Origin of the sequence: Massilia sp. CT11-108 (genome assembly GCF_047302915.1) — a bacterium.
GTDB lineage: Bacteria > Pseudomonadota > Gammaproteobacteria > Burkholderiales > Burkholderiaceae_D > Telluria > Telluria orientalis.
The window spans coordinates 1-16,973 of the sequence record NZ_JBKYMO010000075.1; the positions used below are offsets into that span (position 1 = coordinate 1).

Consider the following 16,973-nt stretch of genomic DNA (forward strand, 5'->3'; position numbering starts at 1 on the left):
GCCACGATGGCGCCGCCTTCGCCGTGCGCGGCCATCGCGCCCAGGTTGAACATGGCGTCGGGCTGGCCCTGGCGCGCCGCGGCGGCGAACCAGCGGCGCGCGGTGGCGAGGTTCTTGCCGACGACCTCGCCGCTGTAGAAATAGGTGCCGAGCGCGAACCGGGCATCGGGGTCGCCCTTCAGGGCCGCCTCCTTGTAGTACACGATGGCTTTCGCGGGATCCGCCGGCACGCCTTCGCCCAGGTCGTGCATCCGCCCGGCCGCGAACAGGGCGGCGGGGATGCCGGCGCGGGCCGCCGCCTCGAAATACGCGCCCGCCAGTTTCAGGTCGCGCGGGACGCCGTCGGCCGTGTAGTACGCGAGCCCCAGCAGGTATTGCGCCGGCGCGTAGCCATAGCCGGCCGCCTTTTCGTACCACGCGCGGGCCTTGTCCGTATCGCGTGCCACGCCGATGCCGCGGTCGTACATCCGTGCCAGCATGAACGCGGCGTCGATGCGGGGCGCCAGCAGGTCGGAGCGGGCGGGGTCGTACGGCTTGTGGTCCACCTTTTCCAGCCATGCGACGGCCTGCGCGCCATTCTTCGCCGTCCCGAGTCCGTACAGGTGCATCCGCGCCAGCATCAGCGCCGCGTCGTCGTAGCCGATCTTCGTCCACGCGGTGCCGAACATGTCCAGTGCACGCGCGTAGTCCTTGTTGTCGAAGGCTTCGTAGCCCAGCGCGAGCGTCCTGTCGTTGCGGACGATGCGGTTGCGGCCCGCCGCGAAGCGCCAGTCGGCGCCGCGGCAGCCCGTGACCCGCGCGGTGGCGGAAGACGGGTTCGACACGTCGCCGTCCGGCGCCAGGTCGGAGGCGCGCGGGACGTCGTTCGACATGCTGTCGTCCAGGCCGAAGTCGCGCATGTACGCGGTCGTGACCGGATCGTAGGCGGGATTGTACGGGTCCATGAACGCGCACGACGATGCGGACCGGCCGTTCAGGATGCGGTCCTTCGCCGCGTTGATCGCATGGGGATCGCCGGCCCGCGCGCGGGGACCGTTCACGACCACCGTGTCCGTCTGCGCCTGCACGGAAGACGCCAGCAGGACCGAGAGCAGGGCAGGAATGATGGTTGGCTTCATCGTGTCTCCTCGTTGTGCGGTCAAGGATAGCGCAGCGCGTGTGGCCGGATCGCTCACGGGATTGATCGATTCGGCCGCGGCGGCACGCGGACGGAGAGTTGCGATAACCGGCGATGCGGCAAACGCGCGAATCGGGAGCAAAAAGGAATCGCAATCGCCGCGTTGATCGGTTCGTGTGGTGTTTGCGCACGCACTTCGCTCACGCCGATGAGTATTTCCTGCTGATATATCACGGCGGCTGCACACGACCCTACACTGTTTTCAAGCCGACCCACACAAAAACAGACCGCACAGCGGTCCACCTAGGAGACAGAAAAATGCACGACATCCGACAGGTCATTCGCCCCACGCGCCTCGCCTACGCCGTCTCGCTGGCGGTCGCATCCCTGATGGCGGGCCAGGCTGCGTTCGCGCAGGACGCCACGCCGCCGCAGGACGCGACCAACGCGCAGGCGCCTGGCGCCGGTACGGCGGCAACCGCCGCGCCGCAGGGCAACCAGGAGATCGCGAGCGGGATCGCCACCGTGGTCGTCTCGACCCGCAAATCGCAGCAATCGTCGATCGCCCGCAAGAAGAACGCGGCCACCGCGATCGATTCCATCGTCGCGGAAGACGTGGGCTCGCTGCCGGACCGGAACATCGGCGAGGCGATCTCGCGCATGGCCGGCGTGGCGCTGGACCGCGGCGACTTTGGCGAGGGCGTGACCGTCGCCGTGCGCGGCAACGGCCCCGACCTCACGCGCGTGGAGATCGACGGCATGGCCGTGCAGTCCGCGAACACGGCCGGTCCCGGCTCCAGCGGCCGCGGCAACGAGTTCCGCCAGCTGTCCGCGGACCTGATCAAGAGCGTGGACGTCGTCAAGGGCTCGACGGCCGACATGGTCGAAGGTTCGCTCGGCGGCGGCATCATCATCAAGACGCGTACGGGCCTCGACTTCAAGGAGCCGTTCGCCTCCGTCCGCGTGGCCGGCACCACCAATAATCTGAACAAGAAGTGGGAACCGGACACCAACGTCATCCTGTCGCGCAAGTTCATGGACGACCGCCTGGGCGTGATCCTGAACGCGTCGAAGTCGACGACGGCCAACGAGCAGCACCAGATGCAGGTCGCGACGAGCGCGAACACGGGCTATGCGCGTGCGATCGACTTCGACAACTCGCCGGAAAAGACGTTCACCTATAACCCGTCCACGTTGAACATGGCCGATCCGGCCTCGACCACGCCGGCGGGGCCGGCGGCCGGCTCGGTGGGCATCTACCCGTACACAAGCGGCACCGGCAATTACATGACGGCCACGCCGTACGAGATTCTGACCAGGTCGGCCGCGGCCAAGACCAAGGCCGAATGCTACGCGGCGTTTCCGCGGCTGTCCGCGGCCGACGCGTCGCTGGCGAACCTGAGCTCCACCAATCGCAACAACGCGGTCAACGAGCGCCAGAACGAGTTGATCAGCTGCCTGAACCAGTGGAACGACTACACCCCTTCGCTCATTCGCAACAAGGTGCAGACCGAGGTCGATAAGCGCCAGAACCTCGACTTGCGCGGCGATTTCAAGGTCAACCGCGAACTGACGGTCTACCTGAAGGGCAGCTATTCGAAGCGCGACACGACGAACAACACCTCGTTCCTCAGCTTGGGCGGCATGAACGTCAACACGGCCAAGACGTTCGTCGACGCCAATGGCGTGCGCGCGGTCGCCCCGGGCGCGGATGGCTACTACCTGTACCCGAACAACGTCAGCTACCTCGCCAACAACCCGGCCGTGCAGGGGGCCGTCACCAATATCGATCCGTCGACCGTGACCGTGGACGCGAGCCACCACGTCACGAGCTTCGGTATCAGCGACGGTAGCGCGGGCGTCGACCAGATCTACCAGAAGAGCAAGACGATCACCAAATACTTCCAGACCGGCGGCGAGTGGCGGCGTGGCGGCCTGGCGGCCGAGTGGCTGGTCGGCGACGCGAAGTCGAAGTACACGAGTGAGCAGTTCCGCACGACGTTCAGCACCAAATACGGCGCGGCGCAGTTGTCGGTGCAGCCGAACGGCCTGTGGGCGTACGACTTCCCATCGGGCTCGAACTTCAATCTCTACAATCCCGCCAACTATGTGCAGATGGTACAACCGGCGGCGTCGGCGGCGGTCAAGCCCGGCGGCAACAACATCAACGCCATCCCGGCATATACGGCCAACCAGCAGCCTCTGCTGACCTATTCGCAGCCGCAATTGACTTACAACCCGGTGGTGAGCGAGACGGAAGAGCGCACGGCCAAGGCGGATCTGACGTGGGCGACGCCCGAGTCGGTGCCGTTCTTCACTCGCCTCAAGACCGGCTTCAATTTCCGCGACACCCGCTACAAGCTGCCCGGCAATTACGGTAATGGTTACCAGGCGAGCAGCGACCCGAACGTCTGGGTGCAGCCGTCCATCGTCCGCAGTTCGCTGGTCGGCTGCCAGGACACGACCGGTTCGCTGGGCGCGGGCGGCAACAAGTGCCAGTACGGCTACGTTCCGGGCAACGGGTACAACCGCCTGGGATCGGGCACGGTATACGTGACGCCGCAGCAGTTCCAGGACTTCGTCGGCAAGTCCATCACGGGTAACATCACCCAGACGGCGTTCTTCAACGGCGCCAACGGGCAGTTCGGCAGCGCCCTGACCAACTGGCCGAACATCGACGTGCCGAAGCTCTTCCAGCTCTCAGGCGTCCCGAACGCGAACCTGAACTGCATCTACACCTGCGTGGGCTCGGACGGCAAGACCTACGACCAGCCGATGGCGCGCATGAGCGAGCGGTCGGAGGCACTCTATGTCATGGGCGACTTCCACGTCGACCACATCCCGTTCACGACCCGATCTCTGCCGTTTGGCTGGGATCTGGAAGGGAACCTGGGGTACCGCTACATCCGCACCAAGGTGCACGGCATGGGCCAGATGTCGTTCCAGTCGATCACGCGGAACGCGGACTTCGATCCGGCCAACCCGAACGCGCCGGGCGGCGTCAACGACGTGACGGTGACGACCAATACCGCGATCGACGCGACGACCCACGACTTCCTGCCGATCTATAACCTCGCGTTGTGGGTCGTGCCGGACCAGCTCGTGCTGCGCTACAACCGCGCCCGTACGGTCGCCCGCCCGCCGGTGACGTACCTGCTGCCCCAGGGGCTGTGCCGCTACGACGAACGCCTGAGCGAGGACGGTACCCAGACCTGCACGTCGAAAGTGGGCAATCCGGCGCTGCAGGCCCAGAAGAACCTGAACCAGAACTGGAGCGCGGAGTACTATCCAAGCAAGGACACGATGTTCTCGCTGTCGTACTTCAAACAGCAGGGCATCATCGGTCCGGCCATCGTGCAGAGTTCCACTGGTACGCTGGGCCTGGCGATCACCGACCCGACCACGGGCCAGCCGCTCGCCGAGCTGCCGTTCTCGTTCTCGACGTACCAGAATGGCGTGCCGACCACGCGCACCGGCTGGGAATTCAACACCAAGACCGCCTTCACGTTCCTGCCGGGGCCCTTGCGCTACCTGGGCTTCGACGGCAACTATACGAAGCTGGGTTCCGTCACGTCCACGCAGAACATCGTCGACCTGCTGACCGGCACCGCCATGCCGCCGCTGCGCGAGTCGAAGTTCCAGTACAACTGGGCGCTTTGGTACGACGATGGCCGCCTGTCGGCGCGCGTGGCGGTGCAGGGGGTCGCCAGCTACTTCGCCAACATCGCAGGCTGGACCGGCAACGGCTTGAACAATTACCCGAACGCGAGCGGCAATACCCGTCCGCCCGCCTACAACCCGGGTTCGCCAAACTTCAAGGACGCCACGCGCTACGTCGATGCGAAGATCGGGTATCGCATCACGCCGGAGATCGACGTCTTCGTGGAAGGCCGCAACCTGAACAACGCCGCGACCAGCAACAGCCAGGGGTCCTACGTACCGTTCTCGAACGGCACGCCGAGCATCCTGGACTACAGCTACGCGGGCCGTCGCATCATGGTTGGTGCGAATTTCCGCTTCGGCGGCTGACGCATGAGGAACCTGCTGGGTATCGCCGCGCTGGCCTGGGCCGCTTCGGCCGGCGCGGCGGACACCATCGACCTCGCCGGCGACTGGCGCTTCGCGCTCGACCGCGACGACGCCGGCGTGGCCGGCCACTGGGAAAGCCGCACGCTGGCGGACCGCATCCGCATCCCCGGCATCCTGAACGCACAGGGCTACGGCGACGAGATCACGGTGCGGACGCCGTGGGTGCTGTCGCTGTACGACAAGAACTGGCACCTGCGCGCGGACTACGCGGCATTCACGCAGCCGGGCCAGGTGAAGGTGCCGTTCCTGAGCCAGCCCCCGCGCCACTACCTGGGCGCGGCATGGTACCAGCGCGACGTCGAGGTGCCGGCCGCCTGGCGCGGCAAGCGCGTCGTGCTGCACCTGGAACGGCCCCGCTGGGGTTCCGGCGCGTGGATCGACGACCGCGCGCTGGGTACCGACGTCTCCCTCGTCGCGCCGCACGACTACGCCATCGGCCCCCTCGCGCCGGGCCGGCACCGCATCACGGTGCGCGTGGATTCGCGCGTGCTGATGGCCTACCGGCCGGACTCGCACAGCATCTCCGATTCGCTCGGCATGAGCTGGAACGGCATCGTCGGCAAGGCCGAATTGCGTGCGACGTCCCCCGTCTACATCGCGGATGCGCAGGTGTTTCCGGATGTGGCCAGCCGCAGCGTGCTCGTGAAGCTTGAGGTCGGTAATGGCGGCGGCCAGGCCGGGGCGGGAACCGTCACGGCGAATGGCCAGCGCATTCCCGTGCGCTGGACGGCGGACGGCGGCCATGCCGAATTCCGCGTGCAATATCCGAAGGACGCACCGGCGTGGGACGAGTTCCACCCGGTTCTGCAATCGCTGAAGCTGCGCCTCGCGGGACCAAGCGCCGACGACGCGCGCGACGTGTCGTTCGGCTTCGTGCAGGTGGCGGCGCGCGGCACGGACATCCTCGTCAACGGCCGCCCGGTGTTCCTGCGCGGGACGCACCACGGCGGCGATTTCCCGCTCACCGGCTATCCGCCGACGGACGTCGCGTACTGGAAGAAGATCTTTGCGATCAACAAGGCGTGGGGCATCAACCACGTGCGCTTCCACTCGTTCACGCCGCCGGAAGCGGCCTTCCAGGCGGCGGACGAGGTGGGCATCTACCTGCAGCCGGAGCCGGGCATGTGGAACCGGTTCGAGCCCGGTTCGCCCATCGAACAGGCGCTGTACGACGAGACCGAGCGCCTGATCCGCGCCTACGGGAACCACCCGTCGTTCCTGCTCCTCAGTCCCAGCAACGAACCGTCGGGGCACTGGAAAGACGTGTTCGCGAAGTGGGTTGCACGCTTCCGCGCCGAAGATCCGCGCCGCCTGTACACGAACGGCACGGGCCACACGGAGCCGGTCGTGCCGGGTCTCGACGAGGATGTCGACTACCTCGCGGTGCAGCGCATCGGCCCGAAACCGCTGCGCAACAAGACGGGCTGGTTCGGGCGCGACTACGCGGCGTCGCTGGACGGCATCCGCGTGCCGGTCGTGTCGCACGAGGTGGGCCAATGGGTCGCCTATCCGGATTTCTCCATCATCGACAAGTTCACGGGCTATCTGCAGCCGGGGAACTACGAGATCTTCCGCGCATCCGCCCGCAGTCACGGCGTATTGGACCGCAACCGCGAGTTCGCGCTGGCCTCCGGCCGCTGGCAGCTGGCGTGCTACAAGGAAGAGATCGAGGCGGCGCTGCGCACGCGCGGCCTCAGTGGCTACCAGCTGCTGGACCTGCACGACTATCTGGGCCAGGGCACGGCGCTTGTCGGCATCCTCGATACGTTCTGGGAGTCGAAAGGTTATGCGACGCCCGACGCGTTCCGCCGCTTCAACGGCGCGACGGTGCCGCTGGCCCGCCTGACGCGCACCGTGTACACGACGCGCGACGCGTTCGACGTCCCGGTGGAGATCGCGCACTACGGCGCGCAGCCGCTGGCCGGTGCGCGGCCGTGGTGGCGCATCGAGGACGATGCCGGGCGTGCGGTCGCCGCAGGGCGGTTCGCCGCACTCGACATCCCGATCGGCAAGAACATCCCGCTGGGCCGCGTCGCGGCGGACCTCGCACGGCTGCCAGCGCCCGCGCACTACCGGCTGGTCGCGGGCCTGGACGGAACCGATATCGCCAACGACTGGAACTTCTGGCTGTATCCCGGGCAGGTCGCCGCGGCCGTCCCGGCCGGTGTGCTCGTGACGCATGCATGGCCGGAAGCCGAGGCACGGCTGGCGCAGGGCGGCAGGGTGCTGTACCTGCCGCGCAAGGCGGACCTGGACTGGACGTCGCCGCCGCTCGCGGACGTCCCCGTGTTCTGGAACCGGTTGATGAATCCCGGATGGTCGCGCATGCTCGGCCTGTGGATCGATCGCGCGCATCCCGCGCTGGCCGGCTTTCCTTCGGCCGACCACATGGATTGGCAGTGGAGCGACCTGGTGGCCGGCGCCCGCGCGTTCAATCTCGAACGCCTGCCGGCCGGGTTGCGGCCCATCGTCCAGCCCATCGACGACTGGAACCGCAACTACCGCCTCGGCGCCGTGTTCGAGGCGAAGGTGGGCAGCGGCCGCCTGATGGTGGCCACGTTCGACCTCGAGACCCGCCTGGACGAGCGCCCGGCCGCGCGCCAGCTGCGCCGCTCGCTGCTGGACTACATGGCCGGCCCACGCTTCGCGCCCGCAACGGCCGTCGATCCCGCCGCGCTGCGCGCCAGCCTGTTCGACACGCGCGTGATGAAAAAGCTCGGCGCGACAGCAAGCGGGTGGCCCGATGCGGCGAACGCCGTTGACGGCGACCCCAATACGGTCAGTCTCGTCGCGGTGAAGGGCGATGCGCCGCGGCCGCAGCCGGTGCTGACGATCGCGTTCGCGCAGGCCGTGCCGTTCGACGGGCTCGTGCTGATGCCGCGCCAGAATCACCGCGACCACGAGGGCGACGTGCGCGAGTGGTCCATTCAGGCCAGCGACGACGGCACGACGTGGCGCGACGTGGCCCGGCCGACGCTCCCGTCGACGTTCGATCCGCAGACCGTGCGCTTCGGGCGGACCGTCACGGCGCGCTGGCTGCGGCTGACGTCCCTGTCCGGGTTCGGTGCGGACCGGGCGAGCGCGCTGGCCGACGTCGACGAGGCGGGGATGGACGACAGGCCCCGCAAGCGTACGCGCTGAAAACGTATCGGTCGCGCGAAAAATTCTATTGGTCGGGTGAGGGGTACCCGATTATCATGCGATTATCGCCGCCAGCCGTAGGGCGGGCACCCGTGCCCGCGCGAAAGCAAACGTCCGCGTGGGCGCGGGGCGCCCACCCTACGTCTTGTCTGGAGGTCCGATGTTTCGCTTTGCCCTTCGCGCCCTGCCGGCGCTGGTTCTTTGTGCCGCCGCCGCATCCGCGCCGGCCCACGCCGCCGACCCCGTATTCCACAATCCGCTCGTGCAGCAGCGCGCCGACCCGCAGGTGAGCCTGCAGCCGGACGGCTGGTATTACTACACGGCGACCGTGCCGGAATACGACCGCATCGAGATCCGCCGCGCCCGTTCCCTCGACGACCTGGGTGCCGCCCCGGCGAAGACGGTGTGGCGCAAGCACGCGACCGGCGCGATGGGCGCGCACATCTGGGCGCCGGAGATGCACCGCATCGGCGGCAAGTGGTATATCTATTTCACGGCCGGCAGCGCGGAGCATCCGTGGGAAATCCGCCTGTACGCGCTGGAAAACGCGTCCGCCGATCCGTTCGCGGGCGAGTGGGTCGAACGCGGCCAGGTCAAGACGGGCTGGGAATCGTTCTCGCTGGACGCCACCACGTTCGAACACCGCGGCCAGCGCTACCTCGTGTGGACGCAGACGGCGCCCGACGGCAGCAAGGGCACCAACATCTACCTGGCGAAGATGGACACGCCGCTGTCGATCAAGGGGCCGGCCGTGCTGCTGACGAAGCCGGAGTACGCGTGGGAGAAGGTCAAGTTCGCCGTCGACGAAGGCCCGGCCGTGCTGGTGAGCCACGGCCGCGTGTTCGTCACGTTCTCGGCCAGCGCGACGGATGCGAATTACTGCCTCGGCATGGTCAGCGCGCCGGCGGACGCCGACCTGCTCGATCCGAAGTCGTGGACCAAGCTGCCGGAGCCCGTCTTCAGGAGCAGCGAGAAGAACGGCCAGTGGGGCCCGGGCCACAACGCGTTCACGACGACGCCGGACGGCAAGACCGACGTGCTGGTCTACCACGCGCGCAACTACCGCGAGATCCAGGGCGATTCGCTGCACGACCCGAACCGCCACACGCGCGCGCAGGTCATCCGCTGGCGCGCGGACGGGATGCCGGATTTCGGCGAACCCGTGCCCGACGCGCCCCGGTAATTTAACCGTTGCTTTACCGCCCGGCACACTGGCAATGTGACCGGAAAGTCTGGTATTGTTGTCGCTGTCGCAACAAAAAACAAGACGGAGGACACAATGAACGGTGCGGGCGGTACGAGCGGAGGAACGGGCCAGTTCTTCCTGGGGCTGGTCCTGATGTGCGGGGGCTTCTACCTGCTGCTCAACAGCGTGGTGGTGAGTTCCAGCTTCGGCCTCGGCACGCGCCTGTTCGGCGTGGGCGGCTACGGCATCACGGGCGGGATCGTCCTCATTCCCCTCGTGATCGGCATCGCGATGATCTTCTACAACGCCCGCAACGCGCTGGGCTGGCTGCTGGCGGTCTGCGCGTTCGCGGCGCTCGTGTTCGGCGTGATCGCGTCCGTGAACATGTCGCTGCGCACGATGTCGGCGTTTGAACTCATCTGCATCCTCGCGCTGGCCTTCGGCGGGCTTGGACTGTTTTTACGCTCGCTGCGCAGTGCGGCCCGCGCAGAACAGGCGGCGGCGCCCGAACGCCGGCTGCGTTCCTGATCAGCGGATGCCCGCCTCGGTCTCCTGGCGCAGGCGTGCGCGCCAGGCGCCCAGGGCGGACAGCGCGGCATGGAACTTACGTTCGATCAGGTCGGCCTCGGCCGGGGTGACGGTGCCGTCGAGCAGGGCGGTCGACACCGCCTCGGCCACGGCGCCCACGTCGCTCATCACGCGGCAGACCGTCTGCGACAAGTCGTCCTGGCGCGCCTGCTCCGGCTGCGGCACGACGAACGCCGCCATTCCGTGGCGCACCAGCAGCGCGTGCAGCGGCAGGTGCGCTTCCTGCACGCCGGCCTTGTGGCAGCACTCGACGATCTGCGACACCTCCTCGAACGACGGATAGTGCGATGCGATCGTGGGCGACAGCTTGTTGCGCAAGACATTGGCGGACATGTCGAGCTCGCGCGCCAGCGCATCGATGCCGCCGGGGTACTTGCGCGCCACCGTGTACAGGGCATCGTGCTGGTTCATGTCGAGGTAACGGCGGGTCATGGTATTCCTTTGCTAATTTTACCGGTGCGTGCGACCATCGCGGTCGTTATGCTGATTCTAACTTTCGATCGCTTCCATGACCATGTTGAAGTCTTATAACGTCGCGCTCGTGCTGGCCTTGCTGCTCCCGCTGGCGCATGTCGGGACCGTCGACGCCAGGCCGTCCTCGTCGAGCTCTTTCAAGAGCGGCTTTTCGTCGCAGCGCTCGTCGTCGCCTTCGAAGCCGTCGTATTCGTCGGCGAAGTCGAGCGGGACCAGCTTCGGGTCGTTCAGCCGGCGTTCGGCGCCACCCGACGCCGCGCCGCAGCAGAATAAATCGCCGGGCGGCTTCGGTTCGTTCGGCCGCGGCGCCGCCACGCCGCAGAAATCGGATTCCGCGCTGTCGCGGAAGCTGGACAGGAACACGTCGGAAGCGAACGCGTTGCGCACCCTGGATGCGCGCCGGCAGGCGCAGGCCGATGCGGCGCGGGACACCCGGCCGGTGCCCGGGTACGAGCAGGGACGGAGCGCGCCGACGTATGCGCCGCCGCCCGTGCAGCAACAGCAGCCGCCGGTGATCGTGCGCCAGGACAGCGGCCTCGGTCACGTGATCGCGGGTGCCATGATTGCGAACGCGTCGCGCGGCGCGCATGCGAACAATAACGGCTATGCGGGTGGAACCGCGCCCGCGCCTTCCGGCGGCGGCACGTCGTTCCTCGGCGTGTTCCTGACCCTGTGCGTGCTGGCGCTGATCGGCTGGGGGTTGTACTTCGCGTGGCGCCGCCTGCGCCGCGGCCGGGAAGCCAAGAAACCGAATTATTCGTTCGAAAGGAATTGACGAGAATGGCCTGGAAGGATGTCTTCAGCTACGTGCGTGCGGTGGCCGCCAACAAGGGTGTGACCAAGGGCGAGACGCGTGCCGACGACGACGTGCCGCTGGGCGCGCGCATCGGCAGCGTCGTGCAGGTCCAGATGTCGCCGATCATCCGGGCGCAGGCGAACGGCTCGCTGATCGCGATGCCGGCCGCCGCGGACACGCGCATTCTCGCCGTGTCGCAGATCCGCCTGCAACCCGACACGGAGTTGTACCGCCTGTACCTCGACAAGGGCGACGACGCCGCGGACGAGAAATTCCTGCAGGTGTTCTGCGGCGACGACGGCAAGGTGGCCGAAGTCCTGTACTGCACCCAGCTGGCGCGCATCATCCCGGAGACGGCCGACGACCAGGACGCGTACACGGGCGTGGCCGGCTACGGCCTGGGCGACGCCGGCTACACGCTGTGGCGCGAACAGCTGGCCGACATGCTGGGGGCGCAAGAACTGGCGACCGTGTTCGGCGAGTCGGACCGTCTCGACTACACCCGCGATGCCGGCGGGCGCGAGGCGCAGTTCGTCAGCCCGTTCAAGGGCCGCGAGACGCGCATCGACGATGCACAAGGGCAGCACGGCCTGCGCCAGGAAATGTATTTCATGCCGTACGTGCGCCAGCTGGCGGACGGCGGCCGCGAATATTTATTGATCACGACGGAGATCGTGGAAAGCGTCGATGGCGATGCGGGCAAGCGCGGGATCCACGTGGACTTCGTCATCGGCATCCCGATGGAGCAGGAACGCATCGTCATCCAATAACCGTAGTAACCGTTTTCTTCACCGCAGAAAGGAACAACAATGAGCAACGCTAGTGGATGGGGCCTGACCGCACGACTGGTCACGAAGCATTTCGGCGCACTGGGCAACCGCATCGCCGAGGCCATCGCCAACTTCGACCCCGAAACCGCGACCGAGGCCGACCGCGACCGCCTGGTCGCCACCTTGCGCGAAACGGCGCAGTTGCTGGCCACGTCGCGCGCGTCGTTCGACAAGGAGCATGGCGACGTGGCGAACCTGCAAAACCTGATCGCCAACGACGAACGCGCCGCCGAGAAGCTGGCCGAGCGCCTGGCCGCCGGCACGATCTCGGAAGCGACCGTGACGATGTTCTGCGACGAGCTGGAAGCGAACAAGGCCCGCCTGCCGCAGGAAATCCAGGAAGAGGCGGACGCGAAGGCCTACATGGACGAGCTGCAGAAGATCGTCGATGCGCTGTCGAAGCAGTTGGCCGAATTCGACGCCCAGGCCAGGAAGGCGATGCAGGCACTGGCTTCCGCCAAGGCGCAGAAGGAGCTGCAGGAGCTGCGCCTCGAGCGCCAGGAACAGCTGAACGGCCTCACGAGCATGCGCGGCAACTCGACGGCGCTGTCCGCGCTGACCCGCCGCGCCCAGGCTGTGACGAACGAGGCGTCGGGCCTGCGTATCGTCGCCGACATCGGCCAGAAGCCGCTGGACCAGCAGGCGGAACTGGATGCGATCCGCAAGTCGGTCAGCCAGCCGGAAACGGCCGGCGAGAGCGCGCTGGAACGCCTCAAGCGCCTGTCGGGCAAGACGGCCGCTTGAGGATGCGAGATCCGGTCAGTCGTTCGGCTGACCGGGCTTCACCGCGACCTGTTTGATCGTGCCATCCGCGCCATATTCGAGCGGCGCGATGGCGATCGAGCGGCGGTAGCCGCCGCCGCCCGGCAGCAGGGCGTCGTGGTAGAACACCCAGCTTTTCCCGTCGTGTTCGAGGATGGCCTGGTGGTTCGTCGAGATCTTCAGGTAGTCGATCATCACGCCGCGGTACGTGAAGGGGCCCATCGGCGAGCTCGCGGTCGCGTACAGGATCTGGCCGGGCCAGCCGGACGAGAACGAGAAGTAGTACACGCCGTTATGCTCGTGCATGAACGGCGCTTCGCCATATTTCTTCTTCGGGTCGGACGCGGGCAGGCCGTCGATCTTCACGATCCGGATCGGGCCGTCCAGCGAGATCATGTCGGGCTTCAGCTTGACGACCTTCGGCACGCGCGTGCCGAAGTACATGTACGCCTGGCCGTCCTTGTCGATGAAGACGGCCGGATCGATCGGCTCGTCGCCCGCGTTCACGTCGCGCTCGCGGTCGACGAGCGGATCCTTGCGTGCATCGACGAAGCCGCCGTCCGGACGATCCGACACGGCCACGCCGATCTTGTCGCCGCCGACCGGCGCATAGAAATAGTACTTGCCGTTGCGGTAGGCCGCTTCCGGCGCCCACGCCTTCGCATCCGGCCGCGCCCATTTGAACACGGTGACGGCCAGCGGCACGCCGGCGTCGCGCCACGTCTTCATGTCGGGCGACGTGTACAGGCGCCACGTGACGGAATCCCAGTACTTGCCGGTGTTCGACGCGTCGTCCGTCGCGTACAGGTAGAACTTGTCGCCCTTCGCGGCGGGGAAGAAGTGCGGCGACGGGTCCGCATTGAAGCGGGAAGCGATGGGCCGGCCCGCCTCCGGTGCGGCCGCGTGGGCGGCCAGCGCAAGCGATAGGGTGGGTACGAGAACGGCAAAGAAACGGCGAGTCAGGTGCATGGCGGCTCGTGGTCGAATAGTAAAAGAATGTGCATGCTAGCACAGCTTTTGGGACAAATGATATCGATAACTAAACTTTCTCGTGCCTGCTGGAGCCGGTCGCCAGGACGAGGAATAGCGCGCCGCCGAAAATCCACACGTCGGCGACGTTGAACGAGTACGGATTGGTGATCCCGCAGCAGCTCACGTTGATGTAGTCGGCCACCGCGCCGTAGACGATCCGGTCGTAGGCATTGCCGAGGGCGCCGCCGATGATGGCGCCGGACGCCAGCAGCAACGGCCAGCCCGACTTGTTGCGTACCCAGAATGCCAGTGCAATGGACGCGATGATACTGATCGCCACCAGCAGCCAGCGGGCGTCGAACCCGTTCAGCAAGCCGAAGTTCACGCCCTTGTTCCAGGCCATCACGAAATTCAAGTACGGGGGCCAGGCGGGGATCTGGTGGACGGACGCCAGGTCGAGCCGTTCGACGATGACGATCTTGGAGAGGCGGTCGAGGCCGAAGAAAACGAGCGATGCGACAGCGGTGCGCAGCAGGGGGCTAAAGGAAGTCATTCGTCAGCTAGTCTTGAATGGTGAGGTCGACATCGACCGTCTCTTCGTACACGTAACCCTCGGCTTCATTGCGCAGCAACAGCTTGACGCGCTTGATCGTACAGGGCTCGCCGGCGTCGATGTCATCCGTACAGTGTACGGTCAAAGTTGAACTGATGCGTCATTTCATCGGGACGGGGCCGCGTCCAGCTGCCTCTGCAGCATGTCTTTCGCCACCGCGAGCGCATCGGCGGGCTTCGCAGCGACATCCGGCATGACCCCTGAGCCTTCCCAGTTCGTGTGGGTAACCGGGCTGATGGTCCGGCTATGCGGGATGGCGGCAAAGAAATGGTCGCCGAGGCGATACAACGCGATCGGGTGGGCACCGCCCCACGTCCGCGCCCCGACCACGGTGGCGCGTTTCAACGCCTGCATCGTATAGGTGAAATCTTCGCCGGCGGACGCCGTCCCCGGCCCGGCCAGGATCGCGACAGGCTTCCTGCCGCCATAGCGTCTGCCGTCGAGTGCGCCTTCGGTCCAGGTCTGCATCGTCCGGCCGGAGTCGCGCGACCAGATGTCGTTCAGGCGCGTGGGGCCGTCGACGAAATAGCTGATCAGCAGCGCCACCGATGCCGGGTCGCCGCCCCCGTTCTCGCGCACATCGACGATGAGCGCGTCGGTATCGGACAGCTTGTCCAGTGCGGACGCATACGCTCCCGCCACCGCGGCACGGGGTGGGAATGACGATATCCGCAGATAGCCGATGGCGGGACTCAGATGGTCGACGTGCTCGACACCGTCATATTGGGCCCGGGCGGCGCCGGACGCCGCCCTCGGCATGACATCCGGCACGACGCCGGGACGCAACCGCTTCGGGCTGAACTTCACCTTCATGTGCAGGTCGTGGGCCACGGACGCCATATCGGCCGTGAGCTGCGCGGCGAATCGCTCGCCGCTTGTGATGGCGCCGTACGCGCCATCATGCTGCCGCTGTCGCAGCAACATTTCGATCTGCTTTGCCTTATCGTGGAACACGTAGTGCTGGTCGAGCCGGGCGACCAGCGTATCGATCGTTTGTGCGCGCGTCGTGCCGTCGAGCGACAGGTCGGGCCGGAAGAAGTCCGGCAGGGCAACGACGGTGCCGGCCAGCCCCAACGACAGCAAGATCAACAGGATGAACAGGTTTCTTTTCAATTCTTTCCCCCTCGCTGAGCAGGTTATCGGAAAGGCTGCCCGGGAAAATGCGTGGATTGTCACATCGGTTCGGTAATCATATTCGACACCATGCCGTGTTAAGCTCGCCTCATGCATAACGTTCCCAGCCCGATCTTCACCATGTTGCTGGCTGCGGCAGTCAGCGCCAGCGCTTCCGCCGCCACATTGTCCGTCGGCCCGGGCAAGGCGTTTTCCGCACCGTGCGCGGCCGTTGCCGCCGCCCGGGACGGCGACACCATCGAGATCGAAGGCGGCACCGCGTACCAGGGCGACGCCTGCAGGATCGCCCGCAACGGCCTGACCATCCGCGGCGTGAACGGCCGCCCCCGGATCGACGCGGCGGGCAAGGAAAACGGCGGCAAGGGTACGTGGGTCGTGACGGGCAACGACATCGTCGTCGATAACGTCGAGCTGATGGGCGCCAAAGTGGCGGACCAGAACGGTGCGGCGCTGCGCCTGGAGGGCACCAACTTCACGTTGCGTCACAGCTTCCTGCACGATAACGAAAACGGCATTCTCAGCGGTCACAACGAGAACAGCGACATTCTCATCGAATACACCGAGTTCGGTCACAACGGCTTCGGCGATGGCCAGACCCACAACCTGTACATCGGCAAGGCCAGGAGCCTGACCTTCCGCTACAACTATTCGCACGATGCGAACGTCGGCCACAACCTGAAGTCGCGCGCGATGACGAACACGATCGCCTACAACCGCTTCTCGAGCACGAATCCGGGCGAGAAGGGCAGCACGGCCTCGGGCCAGCCGAGCTACGAGATCGACCTCCCGAACGCGGGCACATCCTACATCATCGGCAACGTCATCCAGCAACCGGCCGCCAACCAGAATCCGGCCATCGTGGCGTACGGGGAGGAAGGTGCGACCAATCCGGGCCAGGACCTGTACTTCGTCAATAACACCGTGGTGAACGACTTCGCCGGCGGGACGTTCCTGTTCGTCAGCGGCAAGGTTTCGACGCCGGCGCTCATCCAGAACAATATCTTCGTCGGCAACGGCACACTCAGTACCCAGTCCAGCGCAGTACTGAAGAACAATTACCGCGCTTTCGCGGCCGACATCGCCGATCGTTCGACCGGCAGCTTGCGGCGCTTCGCCAGCGCGCTCGTGATCGGCGCGGGCACCGACCCGGGCAAGTCGGCCGCCGGCGTGTCGTTGGCGCCGACGGGGCAGGTCCTGTGTCTTTTACACATATGACGCTGGCGACGAATAGAGAGGTGTTGATGTCGGGGGGGGGCGGGTGATTTAAAAAA

14 protein-coding genes are annotated in these 16,973 nt (G+C 66.4%); 8 read left to right on the forward strand and 6 right to left on the reverse strand.

Annotation, left to right across the window (positions count from 1 at the left end; translation table 11 throughout):
* Nucleotides 1-1,118: tetratricopeptide repeat protein (locus ACEN88_RS09120; protein WP_413338942.1), on the reverse strand; the 1,118-nt coding region annotated here is incomplete at its 3' end.
* A 317-nt stretch (nt 1,119-1,435) separates the two neighbouring features.
* On the opposite strand from ACEN88_RS09120, the gene ACEN88_RS09125 reads away from it, so the two are divergent.
* The 4 genes from ACEN88_RS09125 (at nt 1,436) to ACEN88_RS09140 (ending at nt 10,061) form a co-directional block, all read left to right on the forward strand.
* On the forward strand, nt 1,436-5,146 hold the full coding sequence (locus ACEN88_RS09125) for a TonB-dependent receptor (protein ID WP_413338944.1): 3,711 nt from the start codon (nt 1,436-1,438) through the stop codon (nt 5,144-5,146).
* A 3-nt stretch (nt 5,147-5,149) separates the two neighbouring features.
* Complete coding sequence (locus ACEN88_RS09130; RefSeq protein WP_413338946.1) at nt 5,150-8,347, forward strand: discoidin domain-containing protein; 3,198 nt, start codon at nt 5,150-5,152, stop codon at nt 8,345-8,347.
* A gap of 160 nt (nt 8,348-8,507) precedes the next feature.
* Entirely contained in the window at nt 8,508-9,530 is a 1,023-nt protein-coding gene (locus ACEN88_RS09135; protein WP_413338947.1) for a family 43 glycosylhydrolase, read from the forward strand.
* 96 nt (nt 9,531-9,626) lie between these two features.
* Nucleotides 9,627-10,061: a hypothetical protein gene (locus tag ACEN88_RS09140; RefSeq protein ID WP_413338949.1), complete on the forward strand. Its 435-nt coding sequence runs from the start codon at nt 9,627-9,629 to the stop codon at nt 10,059-10,061.
* Here the strand turns inward: ACEN88_RS09140 and ACEN88_RS09145 are convergent, their stop codons facing one another.
* Complete coding sequence (locus ACEN88_RS09145; RefSeq protein WP_413338951.1) at nt 10,062-10,553, reverse strand: phage regulatory CII family protein; 492 nt, start codon at nt 10,551-10,553, stop codon at nt 10,062-10,064. It abuts the gene before it with no gap.
* A gap of 76 nt (nt 10,554-10,629) precedes the next feature.
* Here ACEN88_RS09145 and ACEN88_RS09150 point away from each other — a divergent pair, with 76 nt between their 5' ends.
* Genes ACEN88_RS09150 through ACEN88_RS09160 form a run of 3 tightly spaced genes read left to right on the forward strand, consistent with a single transcriptional unit; the run spans nt 10,630 to nt 12,965 of the window.
* Nucleotides 10,630-11,370, forward strand: a complete 741-nt coding sequence (locus ACEN88_RS09150) for a hypothetical protein (protein ID WP_413338953.1) — start codon at nt 10,630-10,632, stop codon at nt 11,368-11,370.
* Nucleotides 11,371-11,375: 5 nt separating this feature from the next.
* A complete protein-coding gene (locus ACEN88_RS09155) occupies nt 11,376-12,161 on the forward strand; it encodes a DUF2491 family protein (protein WP_413338955.1) in 786 nt (261 codons plus the stop codon).
* 39 nt (nt 12,162-12,200) lie between these two features.
* Nucleotides 12,201-12,965, forward strand: a complete 765-nt coding sequence (locus tag ACEN88_RS09160; RefSeq protein WP_413338957.1) for a hypothetical protein — start codon at nt 12,201-12,203, stop codon at nt 12,963-12,965.
* Between the two features lie 15 nt (nt 12,966-12,980).
* Here the strand turns inward: ACEN88_RS09160 and ACEN88_RS09165 are convergent, their stop codons facing one another.
* The 4 genes from ACEN88_RS09165 to ACEN88_RS09180 form a co-directional block, all read right to left on the reverse strand.
* Nucleotides 12,981-13,952, reverse strand: coding sequence for a family 43 glycosylhydrolase (locus ACEN88_RS09165; RefSeq protein ID WP_413338959.1), 972 nt, complete (start codon nt 13,950-13,952; stop codon nt 12,981-12,983).
* A 70-nt stretch (nt 13,953-14,022) separates the two neighbouring features.
* Nucleotides 14,023-14,508 (reverse strand): signal peptidase II, encoded by a 486-nt coding sequence (lspA, locus tag ACEN88_RS09170; RefSeq protein ID WP_413338961.1) that lies wholly within the window; start codon nt 14,506-14,508, stop codon nt 14,023-14,025.
* 7 nt (nt 14,509-14,515) lie between these two features.
* Nucleotides 14,516-14,653, reverse strand: coding sequence for a hypothetical protein (locus ACEN88_RS09175; protein ID WP_413338963.1), 138 nt, complete (start codon nt 14,651-14,653; stop codon nt 14,516-14,518).
* Between the two features lie 20 nt (nt 14,654-14,673).
* Complete coding sequence (locus tag ACEN88_RS09180) at nt 14,674-15,681, reverse strand: S41 family peptidase (RefSeq protein ID WP_413338965.1); 1,008 nt, start codon at nt 15,679-15,681, stop codon at nt 14,674-14,676.
* A gap of 111 nt (nt 15,682-15,792) precedes the next feature.
* On the opposite strand from ACEN88_RS09180, the gene ACEN88_RS09185 reads away from it, so the two are divergent.
* Nucleotides 15,793-16,917, forward strand: coding sequence for a hypothetical protein (locus ACEN88_RS09185; protein ID WP_413338967.1), 1,125 nt, complete (start codon nt 15,793-15,795; stop codon nt 16,915-16,917).
* The last annotated feature ends 56 nt before the right edge of the window (nt 16,918-16,973 follow it).